This is a genomic window from Dyella silvae (genome assembly GCF_026421305.1).
Lineage (GTDB): Bacteria > Pseudomonadota > Gammaproteobacteria > Xanthomonadales > Rhodanobacteraceae > Dyella > Dyella silvae.
The window spans coordinates 141,747-155,845 of record NZ_JAPJBQ010000002.1 but is presented as its reverse complement, the minus strand read 5'-3'; the positions used below and the strand labels follow the sequence as shown (position 1 = coordinate 155,845).

Sequence of the window (14,099 nt, the reverse complement as noted above, 5' to 3'; positions counted from 1 at the left end):
CTCGCCATCATCCGCCTCCCTGCGAATTCATTGTTTCCCTATGTCAATAATCAGCGACACCTCGCTCGATCTGGTTGGACTGTTGGCGTTTGTCCGCGTGGCCGAACTGGGAAGCTTTGTACGGGCAAGCGAGTGTCTGGAGTTATCAACGGCGGCGGTCAGCAAACAAGTGTCGGCGCTGGAACAACGATTGGGCGCGCGACTGCTTCAACGCACCACGCGACGGCTCAGCCTTACCGAAGCAGGCCAGGCTTATCTACGTCACGCGCAAGAAGCACTGGCGGCTGTACGTGCCGCACAGGATGCCGTTGCCGATACCCAGACCGTTGCCCGAGGCCGGTTGCGCGTTACCGCGCCGATGAGTTTCGGTTTGCTGCATATCGCCCCCTGGATGGGCGGTTTTCTCAAGGCTTACCCACAGGTCGATCTCGACCTTCAATTTGACGATCGGCCGAGGGATATCGTTCTTGAAGGATTCGACGTTGCCTTACGTATTTCGGCGCAACTCGATGCATCGAGTCTCGTTGCCAGAAAAATTGGTGACACCCGGGTACTGCTTTGTGCGACGCCCGATTACCTTGATCGTCATGGCAGGCCGTCACACCCAGGTGAGTTGCATGCACACACGTGCCTCCACTACTCGCTAACGCCGCTGGCGCGTTCCTGGGAGCTTACGCAAGGAAGCGAGCAAGTGCGTGTCGCACTAAGGTCACGCCTGGAAGCCAACTCGTCACTCGCACTGCGCGCGGCAGTACTTGCAGGCACCGGATTGGCACGCGTGCCGGCATTCGCAGTGGCGGATGACATTGCATCCGGCCGACTCGAGGTGGCGCTTCCAGATTGGAAATTCGCTGACCTCGGCATACACGCGGTGATGGCAAAGCGTGTCTACGTGCCAGCCAAAGTAAGGGTGTTTCTCGATTTTCTTGTCGACACCTGGAAACAGACACCCGGCTGGCGAACCACAGAAACACGTTCAACAAAGTCACCTCGAACCGCGTCACGCCCATAAAAACGTCGCGACCACTGGCCCCTACGTCACGAGCCGCTTCAGCTCGGGCGAATTCGACCGCACGAGGATGTCGCGCGTGATCTCAGCGATGGAGCGCACGCCGCAAAGCGTCATCGCCACACGCATTTCGTTGGCGAAAAGCGCCAGGAGATTGGATACGCCTGCATCGCCAGCGGCTGCAAGCGCGTAGATGTAGGCCCTGCCGAGCAGCACGCCACGGGCGCCGAGCGCGAGCATACGCACGACATCCAGGCCAGACCGAATGCCTGAATCCACCAGGATGCTCAGTTGGTCACCCACCGCATCAACGATGGCGGGTAGTGCATGCGCGGTGGACGGTACGCCGTCGAGCTGCCGTCCACCATGGTTGGACACCACGAGTCCATCCGCACCAAAGTGAAGGGCGTCTCGCGCGTCTTCAGGGTCGAGAATGCCTTTGATGAGCAAGCTTCCCTTCCAGAAGTCACGAATCCACTCGAGATCTGACCAACCGATGGAGGGATCGAAATTTGACGCAATCCAGCCTATGTAGTCAGCGAGGCCAACAGGACGCCCCAGGTACGCCGACACGTTGCCAAGATCGAGCGGCCGACCGAGCAAGCCCACATCGACGGCCCAATGTGGCTTAAAGAAAGCTTGCCCGATACGACGAAGCGGTGCCGCCGGGCCCGACATCCCCGAATGTCTGTCGCGGTACCTCGAGCCGGGCAAAGGCAGGTCCACAGTGAACACGAGCGTCGTGATCCCTGCCGCCTGCGCCCGTTCCAACGCATGCCGCAGAAAGCCACGATCCTTGAGCACGTAGAGTTGAAACCAGATGGGGCGATCGGAATGTCTCTGCACTTCTTCGATGGGACAGACGGATACGGTGGACAACGCGTAGGGAATGCCAAACCGGGCGGCCGCCATCGCGGCCTGGACTTCGCCGCGCCGCGCGTACATGCCAGTCAGCCCCACCGGCCCAAGCGCAACGGGCATGCTCCACGACTGGCCAAACACTTCGGTGCCAAGGCTAAGGTCGGCAACGTTCCTCAATACGCGCTGACGCAACGCGATGCCTGAAAGATCGCTGACATTGTGGCGAAGCGTCTGTTCGGTGTTGGCGCCGCCATCGATGTAGTCGAAGAGAAAACGGGGAAGCCTACGACGCGCAGCCTCACGATAGTCGGTCGGCGCCGAAATGATCATGCGATCCCTCCTTCAGTCCAATGACTGTGTCGTCCTGACACCGCCAGCGGTCAGAGCTTGTCGACCTTGCCAACGCTGATCGTCTTCACCAGCCACCGTCCATTGACGCGGGCCAATGTCATATCGGAAAACGAATGCGCTCCGATGGCGTTTTTGTCGGCGTCCATCCAAAGGCACTGGAAGTACAGCGTGGCCTTATCGCCATCGACCTGGCTGCGGATGCGCATCGCCGGGGTGTAGCCGATCCAATGATTTTGTGGCCGGAAAGGCCCCGCCACATCCTGGAAGTAATGTCGAACCTGGTCCTTGCCTTTGTATTGCTTGTTCCCGTTGGCCGTATCGGTGAGCACGGCATCATCCGTGTAGAGGCTCATCATCAGCTCGAGATCTTTGCTGGGGAGCACGCTACCCGCTTGATGGAAAGTGATCTCCACATTGCGTACTTGAAGGATGTCGGCCGGGCTGCCCTTGTCCATATCGCCGGCGGGCGGAGCTGCTAGCGCCTGAAAAGCGAGGCCTAGCGCCACAAGGAGCATGAAACGTTTCATCGAATGTCCTCCCTTTACGGAGGTGAGAGAGAAGCTCACGCCCTGTACCGAGGCGTGATCGTGTCAATGCGCCCTGCCTTCAGGCTCCTGCAGCCCCCAATCAACACGGCCTTGCAAAACGCCCACCCTTGCCGGGCTGACCACTGTGCGCCTTGATCACATGCGCTTTAGCAAGCAAACGGTGAAGAGTGCGTATAGCAACCGGAAACGTCTTCGGCCGCTCGTGGCCATGCATGGGTTAGCGGCCCGTGCGTCACATGATTCCGACAGCTCACTGCGGTGGCGGCGCAGCACTCATGTGGAGAAGTCCCCATCCGTGGCCGTCCAGATCGACAAAGCTGTGCGTATACATAAAACCGAAATCTTCCGGCTTGTCGTAGGTCGAGCCACCCGCGGCGATCGCTTTGGCGACGAGACCATCGACCTCCTCGCGGCTCTCGCAACTGAGGGAGAACAGAACCTCCACGGCCTTACTCGTGTCGCAGATGGCTTTGGGTGTGAAGTCCCGGAACCTGGCGTGTGTAAGCAACATGACGGAGATCGTATCGCTGACGGCGAAGCACGCGCCGGCATCATCGGTGAACTGCGCATTCTGTGAAAAGCCGAGTGCCTTGAAGAAGGCTATCGACTTCGGGAGGTTGGCAACCGGGAGATTGATGAACACGTGTTTGCTCACGGATTTCTCCTTTGCAGAAAAGTGCAGAAACAGAGAGGTGGAGTAATTTTTAGCCGCCCCGGCATGTGCCATCGAGCGGAAAACGCTGACCCATTACCAGAGAAGCGTCAGGCAAATGCATCGCTATCGGAAAGCGGCATGGCGTGCTGTGTTTCGTGGTTGAACACGACGGACGTTTCAACACGCGTCACTACAGCGTGCCGATTGAAGTGCTTTGAAATGATCTCCTTCAAGTGCTCCATGTCGCGAACGGCCACGTGGACAATCAAATCAAACCGGCCTGATACGAGAGACACGCCGCGAACTTCGGGAACGGCGGCCGTTGAACGAAGGAACTCGTCGACGACGTGGTCTTCCAGTTTTCCAAGTTGTACGAACAGAACCGCGGCCAGCGCGAAACCGATGGCTTCGAGGTTCACCTCAGCGTGCGCGCTCTTAAGGATGCCGCGCGCCCTGAGCGATTTGATTCGCTCGTGACAACTTGATGGGGCAAGACCGACTGCCGCCGCGATCTCTTTGTTGGATAACCACGCGTTCTTCATCAGAAGCCGAAGAATGGCGAAGTCTGTTCGGTCGATATCCATTTTTAGGCTCATACGAACGAAATCTATTCGTTTGACAGTGGCTGAACTCTAATTTCATCCTATCTGCATGACAAATAAACGAATTGTACTCACAAAACATAGCCGCCTGAATGGCGCCTCCCTGCCCTCCATAGCGCTTGCACTGGCGCTCAACGTCCTGGTTTCGGCCGCCTGTTATGCCACGCCACAGGGCCCAACCCCGTCACAAGCCACATCGAGTGACGTGATTGGCCAGAGCCTGATTGCCAAAGAGCGATTGAGCTGGGATCTGGCCATCAAGGGAGATGCCGCTTCCTATAAAGCCTTTCACGCGCCGGACTTCTTTACGGCTTCAGGGAAAGGATTCACCGACAGAGCGCTCAGTGAGTCTTCCGCCATGGACGCGAATGTCCAGTTCAAGACATGCGACCTTTCAGGGTTCGACATCCATGTCGTTTCCGACAACGCAGTACTTATCACCTACCTCGTGAAGGCATCGGGGCTCGATCACGGCAAGGGATTCCAGATCAACAGTTACGCTTCGTCCTTATGGATGAAGCGAGACGGTCAATGGCTGAATGTGTTCTATCAGTCAACTCCCGCGACACAGTGAGTGACCCCCGGGAGATCCATTCTCCCGGTGTCACGATGAGGCGCGGTAGGGGTGCGTGGCGTACTAGAAGAAGATGTCAGTTTTCTTGGTCGCCATGGCCAGAGCAATCCAGCAAAAAAACCTGATTCTTCTATTCCCCCGCATTTGAGCTGCGGGGCATAGAACCAATGCGTTATGGACAAGCCATCGCGTCCGGCCATCTATGTGCGATATCGCCCATGGATAGACCCCAGGCACAGGGGAAAGCATCCGACGCGGAGGATTCAACCATGCACCGCTACCTGTCTATCGCAGCAACGTTGCTGTGTGTCTTTGCGCTCCCCGGCTACGCCGCCGAAGCCGGCTCCCAGCAGGCGGATGCCTGTTGGCACAAGGCATTTCTCGCGAGCAACGCGGACGCGACCGCCGCCTGCTACGCGGCCGACGCCGTGATGTGGGCGCCGGGCGGCACGATGACGACGGGCAACAAAGCCATCCGCGACAGTTACGCGAAGTTCTTCGCCGACAACAAGGTGACCAACGTAGAGCTCAAGCCAATGGGCGACAAAACCGTTGGCGAAGACTCGGTAGGCTGGGGCACCTACTCGATCACCTATACACCCAGGGCCGGCGGCGCAGCGAAAACGGAAAACGGACGCTACACCGACATCGCCCGGAAAGTCGGTGGCCACTGGGTTTACACCGTCGATCACGCCTCCGACGATCCAGCACCTACCAGCGCGAAGCCTTAAGAACACATTCTGCAGACTCGGAGATCGCGCCCGGCATCCCATTCGATGCTCACCCCACTCCAACAAAAAAGCTTGCGCAGAGACCCATCGCGCAAGCTTTTTTGTTTGCCCCCTTTGGTGGGTCGGAGGGCTTCATAAAGGCTGCAGCCGCATACCGTCCTGGGCAAACACGATCTTCCCCTTGTAGTGCTCGCGAATGGACGCCTCCACGTCGGCCCGATGTTCATCAATCGATGGCGACAAATGGCTGAGTAGCAGTGTGGTGGCTTCGCTATCGCCCGCTACGACACCGATCGTTTTGGGCGGCGTGTGCAACGTATAGAGCACGGGGCGGGAACCGGGCGGATCAAGCACAACGCAATTGAACACCAACAGGCTGGTGTGTTGCGCGATGCGACGCAGATGATCGATGCCCTTGGCGTCGATATCGCCACTGAAGGTGATGCTTTGATGGCGATAGTCGATGCGATAGATCACCGCGGGTGCATCGCCATGGTGACCCGCTATCGCGCTGATCGTCAGTCCATGCTCCGAATAAATCATTTTCGGCTCCGCGGGGGCGTTCGCGGATGCATCGATATCCGTCGCGTGAATCGTCATCGGGGCAGCGAAGTCGTGCAGGTAGCTGTAGGCGCCATCGGGACCGAACAACAGATCGATAAAGCGGCTGGTTGACGGGAAGGTGGCCTCATCGCCTTCGCCGCGGTGTCCCGTTGGGCCGAAGACCTGGAAATTCACGGGGCCGCCGCCTGAGATCGCACGCGACTTGAACAGGCCGGGCAGCTCGCCGGTGTGATCAATATGCAAATGCGTCAGCAAGACGATATCCGTCTTGGCCAACGACAGCTTGGCCTCACCAAGCCGCACAAACGTCCCCGGCCCTGCATCCACCAGAATCCGAGGTTCGCCATCAACCAGCACCACATACCCCGCCCCGGCTCGCCCCGTCGCTCCGGGGCCACCAGACCCAAGCACCACCAGATCCAGCGGCGGCACAACCGGCGCAGCGATGCTGCTGGCAACGGCGAATATCCATAGCGCGAGGCAAAGCGAGAGCTTGAACATGAGTGTCCCCACGGGCGTATACGCATAGGCCCGATGCTGGAGCGAAAACGGGAAGTGCCGCGGACGTTCAACACCGGCCGCACTCAAAAGGAAGCGCTTCGTCATTGATCAACACGGGCGATGAGTCATGAGAAGCGCATTTTTCATCGGACTGGTTCCACGACGAGTGAAGACTGCCGTTGCCACCGGTCTAGGACCAAGATCGGAGGCGGGACCAGTTAAACCACCGCTCTGAGATGCAACTTAACTACCTCCGCCCCTTTCGCGCCCGCGCCTTTCCCGCTCCAGGTCGCACTGCACTTGCAGCAGCATCCAGTAGAGCGCACTGGTGTTGAGTACCACGGCGAGACGAATGGCGTAATTGGCGCGCATGGGTATGTCGCCCGTGATGAGTCGCCGGAGGCTGGTCACGGTAATGCCCGTGCGGCGGGCGAGAGCGGAGAGGCTCATGGCTCGGGGTATCAGGTAGTCGTGCTTCAGCACCTCGCCGGGGGTGCGCAGGCGCAAGGAAGGGTCCACCCGCAGATGCGGGTCGGGGCGAATCAGGTTCATCGGATTTTCCGGTCAGGCACGGCAAGGCGACGCATCAGGGATGACATCGATGCGTGTCGGGGAATGTCCTGCGACGCTGTGCGTGATCGCCCAGGTGTGGCGCATCGATGGGTATCGATGCGCCACGGGGAACGATCACAGGACGGGGCTAAGCGTTCACTCTCAACGCCTCACCGGACCCATCCACCAGACGTTCAAGGCACTGGATCGCGGTGGCCACTGCAATGGCCACGGAGGCCGAGAGCGGCCATTCCAGCGACTTGTGGGGAAACCCTTGGGTGCGGGCGTGCAGGCACTGCTCGTGATCGATGCGTAGCCGCGTCAGGGCATACGCAGCCAGGGCGAGGTCTTCGCGGGTGAACACGAGCTCAGGAGGGAGTGCCGACGCCGATCCCGTGAGGGTGTCGGGTGGAAGAGTGTGGGTGCTGCCGGCGGGAACGGGCAGGCGTGCGCGTGCCGTATGATCGTGGGTAGCCAAGATCAACTCCTATCGTTGCTTTTGGTCAGCGGGTCGTGAGTGGTGCAAACACTCGCGGCCCGCGCTTCATGACATCACTGCCATGGTCACTCGCGGCAACCGGTACACAGACACCGCGAGCGACCCTTCGAGAGTACTCAGGGCCGCCACGGGCCGCTGTAGGGAATTGCCTCGACGCGCTACCCTCATGATGGCCGACATGCCGACTGATTGGCCTGACGCGGACAACGGGCGGTGTGAGCTGGCCCGAGTGTGTGGACCATCCTCGCTTTGCGGTGTCCTGGACTTCAGGGGGAGCCCAGAGCCAATTAAGTCGCCACTCTTCTATGCAACTTAATTACCTCCGGCCCCTTTTGGCAATTGGTTATAGGCCCGCTATGCGACGCATTCTCTCGATAACCATCGGCAGCCGCCGACCATGGTCTTCTGAAGGGTGGAAGTGTTGCGGGATTGCTTCGATGAATCGATTGTCGCCTAGCAAGCCTTCAAATTGCTCTTCGAGGTAGTCCCTGAGGTCCGCATTTCCAGAACGAACCTCTTCAGTCAGCTCAGGACGTCCGTCGATCAAGTTAACGAGGTCTTCAATGTCATGGTGCATGTAGTCGCCGTTACCTCGCCCGTGAAACGCTTCCAATTTGGTGGCGAGGCAAAAGGGCCCGGATACATGACGGATTTTACGACCGCTCGGTAGGTTAAGTTGAAGGGCTTGCTCGAAAGCCGCTGGATACCAGGCATTCCCAAAGCCAAGTACGTCGTTATGAGTCGGCATCACGTCAACAATGAGCCCACCCTTTCTAAATCTGCAGACGATGTCTCCACTCAGGACGAACCCCAAGTTCGTGAGTTCGTTACTGAGCGCGTAATAGTCAACAAGGCTCGTCACCTCGGTGAGCAAATCCACATCGATGGTGGCTCGAACTGCTGGTCTGGTGGGGTCCGTTATTAGAAGCCCCACTGCGCAACCGCCGACCAACGTCAGTTGGTCCAGGAGCGGCTCCAACTCCTTTGCAGCAAGTTCGATAACGGCCAAATTGATGTCGTTGGGATTCATACAATGCGTCGCCGAAATTCAACGATGGCTAGTTCACGTTCTCTCGCGGTGCCTGCTCGAATCGCATCTACAAGTGTCAGGAGCTCGTAGAGCCGATGATCGTAAAGCGACGCGGCAACTGCTGAAGGATATAGGGGATATAGCGCTGTACCGCGTACAGTCCCCCTAGGATCGGGCCATACATACAACATCGATGGATCTTCCACGGCGAAGTGTTCCTTGAGCACAGGCCCATGACCACCTGTAGGTAGACCTAGCGATACAGGTCCGTAGGTAGCTGGAAAACTGTAGCGGACGCCATGCACGACAAATTCTTCTAGTGCCGAACGGACAGCCTGTGGGGAACCAGAGTTCACGGTCACTAGGCCTGACCGGGTCCCGCGTTTGACACATGCATGGACTTCTGACGCGGAAATGTCGACTTCAGCGCCGAGCGCGGCGTATTTCACTTCTCGCTCCGGATTGGAAGCAAGTTTGAGTGCAACTAAGAGGTCCTGTGGCTTCAGTACGCCTTGCTTGGACATGGCAATGCCCTCGATTCGCGAATCACGAGCAATTTGCAGCAGAACGAGCGAAAAGTGCAAGTATTCTCTATTCGCAAATAGCGAATACTGAGCTTTAATCTTAAAAGCTCAACAAATATTCTTTTAAAACAGAGATCTGTATTGATTAGAGAAAGCTTTTAATCTTATGCTTTAAGCTCACTGCTAAGCCCAGCTTAAGAGGTAGCCTTCATGAGCGCCACGATCCGAAAGAAGAGTCCTAGGGCTCCTTCCTCCTCGCTGCCAGAGGCGCTTGATCGCGCGCTGAAGGTCTACGAAAAGGACAGGCTGCACCCAGCGCCCACGGAGGTGTTTGCAAATAATTTGGGCTACAAGAGTGCAAACAGCGGCTCAGCCCTAACGATGATCGCTTCGCTGCGATATTTCGGCTTGGTTGAGAGAGTCGAGGACGGCGTCTTGGCAATCACCAAGGCAGTCGAATCTTATAAGTTCGCTCCGGACGCAGCTTTGAGACAGAAACTTCTGAGGCAATTTGTCCGCTCGCCCTCGTTGTACAGCGATCTCTTAGACAAGTACTCAACTGGGTTACCGTCAGATGCAAACCTGCGCTATGAACTAATTCAAAGAGGGTTTGTACCCTCCGCGGCTGAGTCCGTTCTTTCGGCCTTCCGGGAATCGGTAGCATTTGCGAACTACTTCTCTGCCGAATATGAGCCTTCGACCGAATCAGTCGGAGGTCAGGTCGGGGAGTTGCAGCCTGCACCCTTAGAACAGCAGCCTGTAACAGCACCATTCTCCCAAACGATATCGTCGCCGGGCACATCTTCAATGGCTCCAACGGTAGTGTTGCCCGAAGCGGGCAGTGCCGAGGACCGAATCCCAGTCAGGCTCTCGGGAGGAAGGAGAGCATGGCTCGTCATACCAACGCCGTTCTTTGAGGCCGATAAATCGCGCCTCAAAGCTCAAATTGACCTGCTTCTCACGCAAGACGAAGAAGACGTCCTCTAAGGAAGAACGGGGTCAGGTTCACTTTCCGTAACCGCAAAGACCGATTCCAGCACCACTGTCGGCGCTCATTCTTACCCAACAAAAAAGGCTTGCGCGGAGCCGTCCACGCAAGCCTTTTATTTGTCTGGTGCCGGCAGCAGGAGTCGAACCCGCGACCTACTGATTACAAATCAGTTGCTCTACCAACTGAGCTATACCGGCGAAGGACGGCAAGTCTAGCAGGCCGGGGTGGCTGAACGCCAAAGCGCGGGGCTCAGAAGCAGCCCGTGCTGTGCGAGCCCACGCCCTTTACGCGGTTGCGCCAGTCGGCACGGCCGGTGTCGGGGATGACCACATCCAGCCAATATTCCGCCACGCTTTCGGTGCGCTCGGTCATCTGGGCGGGGAACCCGGCGGCGGCGACCTGGTCGCGGCGGCGGCGGGCATTGGCCGGATCTTTGAACAGGCCCAGCGAGATGGTGTTGGGCTGATCGCCAGAGCCGACGATGAAGTATTCGCCGACGTTGGCGGCGGTCAGGCGGCGCCCGAGTTCCAGCGCCTTATCGCGGCTGCCACCACCGGGCAGGAAGACCCACCAGCCGGTGGTCTGGGTGGTCTGCTCCTGACGCTGACGCATGCGTGCGGCCTGATTGCTCAGCGCGCTGCGGGCGTTGCGCATATCGACCTGGGTGGCGAACGGGCCCAGCGCGATGCAGGTGTAGCTGGTCGGCCTGGGTGGCGCGGGAGCCGGTGCCGGAGCCACCACGGGTGCCGCCGGCGGTGGTGGCGTGGAAGCGGCCGCTGCAGCGGTAGCCACGGTGGCGGCCGGCACGGGCGCCGGCGCACTGGTGGCAGGTGCCGCCGGGCGTTCGCTCAGCAGGTGCAGTTCCGGCACGCCGGCGTCGGTGGCGCTGCGGCCGTGCACGTCGTCCTGACCAAGCAGCAGCCACGCGCCTACGGCGATGTTGAGTGCAATCAGCAGTACGAAGAGCAGGCGCAGAAACATCAGCGATCCATCAGGCAAGCGTCTGGGGCAGCAGCATTCTAGAGAGCTGATGCCAGGGGAGAGTGTGCATCCGACCACACGGAGAGCCCGAGCAGCACGCTGTCTGAGCTGAGCCGGGACGGAACGGCGACCAGCGATTGCAGCGCTTCGGCATCGCCACCGCCGAGGATCAGCAGCGGCGCACCACCCAGCGCGGGCGACATGTGTGCCACGAAACGTTCGATCAGCGCGGCCGCAGCCTGCCAACAGCCGGAGGCGACCGCATCGGGTGTGTTGTCGGCCGCTTCCAGCACGGTGCCGGGGCGCTCGACATGGACGCGTGCGGTGGCGCCAAGCAAGGACTGCTGCATGAGCTGCGGCCCGGGGGCGATCAACCCACCGAGGTGCTGGCCATCGGCAGTGAGCGCATCGAGCGTCAGCGCGGTGCCGACGCCTGCCAGCACGCACGGCGCCAGCCCTTCGGCGTGGGCGGCGACCATGGCGAGGAAGCGATCCACACCGAGTCGTGCCGGTTCGGGATAGGCATTGCGCACGCCACAGGCTTCGGCCGGGGTGCGCAGCCACTCGGTGTCGCGCGTAAAGCAGGCGGACACGACCGCCGCCACCTGCGCCTCGCGTGCGCCATCGACGACGGAAGCACCGAAGGCGTCGTGGGGTGCAGGCAGGTTGCGCCACGCTTCGTGCAACGCCAGCACCACGTCTTCGTTCCAGCCCACTGCGCCTTGCGCATGCCAGCAAGCGCCGTCGCGCAGGGCCCATTTCAGGCGGGTATTGCCCAGATCAAGCAGCAACCTCATGCGCGGCGCACCGTGACGTCGGCGCTGTCGATAGCGCGCAAACCTTCATCGGTCTGCAGCAGCAATGCGCCGCGTGTATCGACACCAGCGCCGGTGCCCTGGAGCGGACCGAGAGCGCCCTGCACGCTCAGTGCTTTGCCACGCAGCAGGTCGTGTTGCGCGTATTCCTCGACAAAGGCCGCGAAGCCTTCGCGTTCAAACTGTGCAAGGCCATCGGCCAACGCGGTGATGAGCGCGGCCGCCACGCGATTGCGATCAGGCACGATGCCCGCCGCCAGGGTCGCCAGATCATTCACCGGCTGGCCTGCTTGTTCGTGCAGCGCAGACGTCAGACGCACATTGAGGCCGACGCCGATGACGGCTGCGCAGGGCCCCTGATATTCACCGCCGAGCTCGACCAGGATGCCGGCCAGCTTGCCGCCGTCGCTCAACACGTCGTTGGGCCATTTCAAACCGGCGCCATCGATACCCAGCGCGGTAAGCGCACGCATCACGATCACACCCACGGCCAGCGAAAGCCCGGAAAGCGCGGCAAAACCCGCATCAAAGCGCTTGAGACAGGAGAGATAGATATTGAGCCCCGGCGGGGACAGCCAACGGCGTCCACGCCGCCCGCGGCCAGCACTCTGTGTTTCGGCGAGCACCATGCTGAAATCGGGGAGTTCGGCGAGCCGGCGCTGAATCTCACTGGAGGTCGAGTCGATTTCCCAGTGCAGCTCGAGCTTGCCCAGTTGCTTGCGAGTGCCCGGCGACAGCGCTGCCTCGATCGCCGGCAGGCCTAGCAATTGCACCGGCCACGGCAAGCAGTAACCAGCGGTGCCGCGCGATTCCACCGGTACGCCGCGCGCACGCAACGCCTCGATTTGTTTCCAGATGGCCGCCCGGGTCACGCCGGCACGTTCAGCCAGCGAGGCACCCGACACCATGCCGCCATCCGCCAGCGCTACGAGCAGCTCCTGGGCCTGCATCAGAAAGCGCTCGCTCGGGAGCCGCCGCGTGGGCAGCAACAGGTCGTCATGGGGAGCGCTGATAGGGGCGAAAGCATCGGGCAATTCTAGCCTGCCGGGCCGCCGCAACGCAGTCGCACGGCCATCGAGAGTCGCATGACTTCTGGGACTCGCACGCCTTTCCAGACGGCTGCCGCGGCACTGGTATCGCCCTTATTTTTCTGCCAGCATCCGGTTCTTGGATTGCGGATCAAGGGGTTGAGCCGCCATGGGTCTCGGGAAGTTCTTGATTGGATGTGTACTGTGTGTCGGCAGCATTGGCGCTGCATCGGCCATGGACGCGGACGGCCAGGATCTGAGCACCATGCAGCGTGGAGTGGATAGCAGCTCCAGCAGCCACGACGGCGCCGGCAGTGGTGGTGATGCCCTCGGCCTGTCGCGCGAAGGCAGCAATCAGGCGAATCCCGCATCCTCATCTTCTTCCAGCGACAATTGCCCGAACGCGAACCAGGCACCGGCATCGCGTGGTCGTCATGCCCATCTCGGCTGGCAGTCGCTGCTACCCGGCTCCATCCAGTAAAGAACGTGGCCTGTGCCGGATACCTGGTGGCGGCGCTTTCGCGCCTATCTAAGCCCTCCCCCGCTTGCTGAGAAACCTTGGCGCGATGCGCTTGATGCTTGCGTGCTTGCGCAGCGGCTGGATGGCACGCGGCAGGATGAATTGCGTCGTCTCGTGGGCGTCTTTCTTGCGCGCAAGCGCTTCCATGCGCTGGCAGGTGCAGAGCTCACCGAATCGCTGCGCACACTGATTGCCATGCAAGCGTGCTTGCCTGTGCTGACGCAGGGGCCACGCGCCTTGCGTGGCTGGCGCGAGATTCTGGTGTATCCCGGCGAGTTCAAAGTGCGCCGCAGTCATCACGATGACCGCAGCGGCGTCATCACGGAAAGCGATGACATTCTGATTGGCGAAGCGTGGGAACACGGGCCGCTGGTGTTGTCGCTGGCCGATGTGGAGCTCGACCTCGCCCAGCCGTGGGACGGCTATAACGTCGTGGTGCACGAGATCGCGCATAAGCTGGACATGCTCGATGGCCCGCCCGATGGCGTGCCGCCATTACCGCCGCATATCCCGCGCAGGCAGTGGATCGTGTCGTTTCAGCGTGCGTTTGATTTGCTCTCGAACGATGTGGCGCGCGGGCGGAACACGTTGATTGACCCGTACGCGGCGGAAAGCCCGGACGAGTTCTTTGCGGTGGTGAGTGAGCTGCATTGGTCGCAGCCTGGGGTGTTGCGCCGTGCGGATGCGGCGGTGGCGGATCTTTTGCAGGCGTACTACGGGCCGTCGTCGGCGCAGGGGTGATGGGCGGTCGCGATGCTGTTGA

Annotated in this window: 17 protein-coding genes and 1 tRNA gene; 6 read left to right on the top strand and 12 right to left on the bottom strand. The window is 60.2% G+C overall.

What is annotated here, in order from left to right; all coding sequences use genetic code 11:
* The first annotated feature begins 40 nt into the window (after positions 1–40).
* On the top strand, positions 41–1,012 hold the full coding sequence (locus OQE56_RS04960) for a LysR family transcriptional regulator (protein ID WP_267222166.1): 972 nt from the start codon (positions 41–43) through the stop codon (positions 1,010–1,012).
* Positions 1,013–1,033: 21 nt separating this feature from the next.
* Here the strand turns inward: OQE56_RS04960 and lldD are convergent, their stop codons facing one another.
* The 4 genes from lldD to OQE56_RS04940 form a co-directional block, all read right to left on the bottom strand.
* The gene (gene lldD / locus OQE56_RS04955; protein ID WP_267222164.1) at positions 1,034–2,200 is read right to left on the bottom strand and encodes an FMN-dependent L-lactate dehydrogenase LldD; all 1,167 of its coding nucleotides are present in this window, start codon (positions 2,198–2,200) and stop codon (positions 1,034–1,036) included.
* Positions 2,201–2,250: 50 nt separating this feature from the next.
* A complete protein-coding gene (locus tag OQE56_RS04950) occupies positions 2,251–2,748 on the bottom strand; it encodes a nuclear transport factor 2 family protein (protein ID WP_267222162.1) in 498 nt (165 codons plus the stop codon).
* 271 nt (positions 2,749–3,019) lie between these two features.
* Complete coding sequence (locus tag OQE56_RS04945) at positions 3,020–3,424, bottom strand: VOC family protein (protein ID WP_267222160.1); 405 nt, start codon at positions 3,422–3,424, stop codon at positions 3,020–3,022.
* A gap of 107 nt (positions 3,425–3,531) precedes the next feature.
* Positions 3,532–4,008, bottom strand: coding sequence for an Lrp/AsnC family transcriptional regulator (locus tag OQE56_RS04940; protein WP_267222159.1), 477 nt, complete (start codon positions 4,006–4,008; stop codon positions 3,532–3,534).
* A gap of 67 nt (positions 4,009–4,075) precedes the next feature.
* On the opposite strand from OQE56_RS04940, the gene OQE56_RS04935 reads away from it, so the two are divergent.
* Together OQE56_RS04935 and OQE56_RS04930 are read left to right on the top strand one after the other, a co-directional pair.
* The gene (locus tag OQE56_RS04935) at positions 4,076–4,600 is read left to right on the top strand and encodes a nuclear transport factor 2 family protein (protein ID WP_267222158.1); all 525 of its coding nucleotides are present in this window, start codon (positions 4,076–4,078) and stop codon (positions 4,598–4,600) included.
* Positions 4,601–4,869: 269 nt separating this feature from the next.
* Complete coding sequence (locus OQE56_RS04930) at positions 4,870–5,331, top strand: YybH family protein (RefSeq protein WP_267222157.1); 462 nt, start codon at positions 4,870–4,872, stop codon at positions 5,329–5,331.
* Positions 5,332–5,463: 132 nt separating this feature from the next.
* On the opposite strand, the gene OQE56_RS04925 is transcribed toward OQE56_RS04930, so the two are convergent.
* The 4 genes from OQE56_RS04925 to OQE56_RS04910 all read right to left on the bottom strand — a co-directional run bounded on the left by OQE56_RS04925 (position 5,464) and on the right by OQE56_RS04910 (position 8,477).
* Positions 5,464–6,396 (bottom strand): MBL fold metallo-hydrolase, encoded by a 933-nt coding sequence (locus OQE56_RS04925; protein WP_267222155.1) that lies wholly within the window; start codon positions 6,394–6,396, stop codon positions 5,464–5,466.
* Positions 6,397–6,639: 243 nt separating this feature from the next.
* Positions 6,640–6,948, bottom strand: a complete 309-nt coding sequence (locus OQE56_RS04920) for a HigA family addiction module antitoxin (protein ID WP_267222153.1) — start codon at positions 6,946–6,948, stop codon at positions 6,640–6,642.
* A gap of 148 nt (positions 6,949–7,096) precedes the next feature.
* The gene (locus tag OQE56_RS04915) at positions 7,097–7,426 is read right to left on the bottom strand and encodes a hypothetical protein (RefSeq protein ID WP_267222151.1); all 330 of its coding nucleotides are present in this window, start codon (positions 7,424–7,426) and stop codon (positions 7,097–7,099) included.
* Positions 7,427–7,790: 364 nt separating this feature from the next.
* Positions 7,791–8,477, bottom strand: coding sequence for a hypothetical protein (locus OQE56_RS04910; RefSeq protein ID WP_267222150.1), 687 nt, complete (start codon positions 8,475–8,477; stop codon positions 7,791–7,793).
* Positions 8,478–9,211: 734 nt separating this feature from the next.
* On the opposite strand from OQE56_RS04910, the gene OQE56_RS04905 reads away from it, so the two are divergent.
* Positions 9,212–9,988: a hypothetical protein gene (locus OQE56_RS04905; protein WP_267222148.1), complete on the top strand. Its 777-nt coding sequence runs from the start codon at positions 9,212–9,214 to the stop codon at positions 9,986–9,988.
* Between the two features lie 125 nt (positions 9,989–10,113).
* Here the strand turns inward: OQE56_RS04905 and OQE56_RS04900 are convergent.
* From OQE56_RS04900 to OQE56_RS04885, 4 genes are all read right to left on the bottom strand, one after another.
* Positions 10,114–10,189: transfer RNA gene (locus OQE56_RS04900), tRNA-Thr, on the bottom strand.
* Positions 10,190–10,241: 52 nt separating this feature from the next.
* On the bottom strand, positions 10,242–10,973 hold the full coding sequence (locus OQE56_RS04895) for an SPOR domain-containing protein (protein WP_267222146.1): 732 nt from the start codon (positions 10,971–10,973) through the stop codon (positions 10,242–10,244).
* A 38-nt stretch (positions 10,974–11,011) separates the two neighbouring features.
* Complete coding sequence (locus OQE56_RS04890; RefSeq protein WP_267222144.1) at positions 11,012–11,770, bottom strand: type III pantothenate kinase; 759 nt, start codon at positions 11,768–11,770, stop codon at positions 11,012–11,014.
* Positions 11,767–12,738: a biotin--[acetyl-CoA-carboxylase] ligase gene (locus OQE56_RS04885; protein ID WP_267223363.1), complete on the bottom strand. Its 972-nt coding sequence runs from the start codon at positions 12,736–12,738 to the stop codon at positions 11,767–11,769. Before OQE56_RS04885 ends, OQE56_RS04890 begins: the two co-directional genes overlap by 4 nt.
* A gap of 247 nt (positions 12,739–12,985) precedes the next feature.
* On the opposite strand from OQE56_RS04885, the gene OQE56_RS04880 reads away from it, so the two are divergent.
* The gene (locus tag OQE56_RS04880; RefSeq protein ID WP_267222141.1) at positions 12,986–13,297 is read left to right on the top strand and encodes a hypothetical protein; all 312 of its coding nucleotides are present in this window, start codon (positions 12,986–12,988) and stop codon (positions 13,295–13,297) included.
* A gap of 12 nt (positions 13,298–13,309) precedes the next feature.
* Entirely contained in the window at positions 13,310–14,077 is a 768-nt protein-coding gene (locus OQE56_RS04875; RefSeq protein ID WP_267222139.1) for a M90 family metallopeptidase, read from the top strand.
* Positions 14,078–14,099 lie beyond the last annotated feature (22 nt).

Coding starts and splice junctions, on each gene's coding strand:
- OQE56_RS04960 (WP_267222166.1), top strand. CDS start 41: ATGTCAATAATCAGCGACACCTCGCTCGATCTGGTTGGACTGTTGGCG.
- lldD (WP_267222164.1), bottom strand. CDS start 2,200: ATGATCATTTCGGCGCCGACCGACTATCGTGAGGCTGCGCGTCGTAGG.
- OQE56_RS04950 (WP_267222162.1), bottom strand. CDS start 2,748: ATGAAACGTTTCATGCTCCTTGTGGCGCTAGGCCTCGCTTTTCAGGCG.
- OQE56_RS04940 (WP_267222159.1), bottom strand. CDS start 4,008: ATGGATATCGACCGAACAGACTTCGCCATTCTTCGGCTTCTGATGAAG.
- OQE56_RS04935 (WP_267222158.1), top strand. CDS start 4,076: ATGACAAATAAACGAATTGTACTCACAAAACATAGCCGCCTGAATGGC.
- OQE56_RS04930 (WP_267222157.1), top strand. CDS start 4,870: ATGCACCGCTACCTGTCTATCGCAGCAACGTTGCTGTGTGTCTTTGCG.
- OQE56_RS04925 (WP_267222155.1), bottom strand. CDS start 6,396: ATGTTCAAGCTCTCGCTTTGCCTCGCGCTATGGATATTCGCCGTTGCC.
- OQE56_RS04920 (WP_267222153.1), bottom strand. CDS start 6,948: ATGAACCTGATTCGCCCCGACCCGCATCTGCGGGTGGACCCTTCCTTG.
- OQE56_RS04910 (WP_267222150.1), bottom strand. CDS start 8,477: ATGAATCCCAACGACATCAATTTGGCCGTTATCGAACTTGCTGCAAAG.
- OQE56_RS04905 (WP_267222148.1), top strand. CDS start 9,212: ATGAGCGCCACGATCCGAAAGAAGAGTCCTAGGGCTCCTTCCTCCTCG.
- OQE56_RS04895 (WP_267222146.1), bottom strand. CDS start 10,973: ATGTTTCTGCGCCTGCTCTTCGTACTGCTGATTGCACTCAACATCGCC.
- OQE56_RS04890 (WP_267222144.1), bottom strand. CDS start 11,770: ATGAGGTTGCTGCTTGATCTGGGCAATACCCGCCTGAAATGGGCCCTG.
- OQE56_RS04885 (WP_267223363.1), bottom strand. CDS start 12,738: ATGCAGGCCCAGGAGCTGCTCGTAGCGCTGGCGGATGGCGGCATGGTG.
- OQE56_RS04880 (WP_267222141.1), top strand. CDS start 12,986: ATGGGTCTCGGGAAGTTCTTGATTGGATGTGTACTGTGTGTCGGCAGC.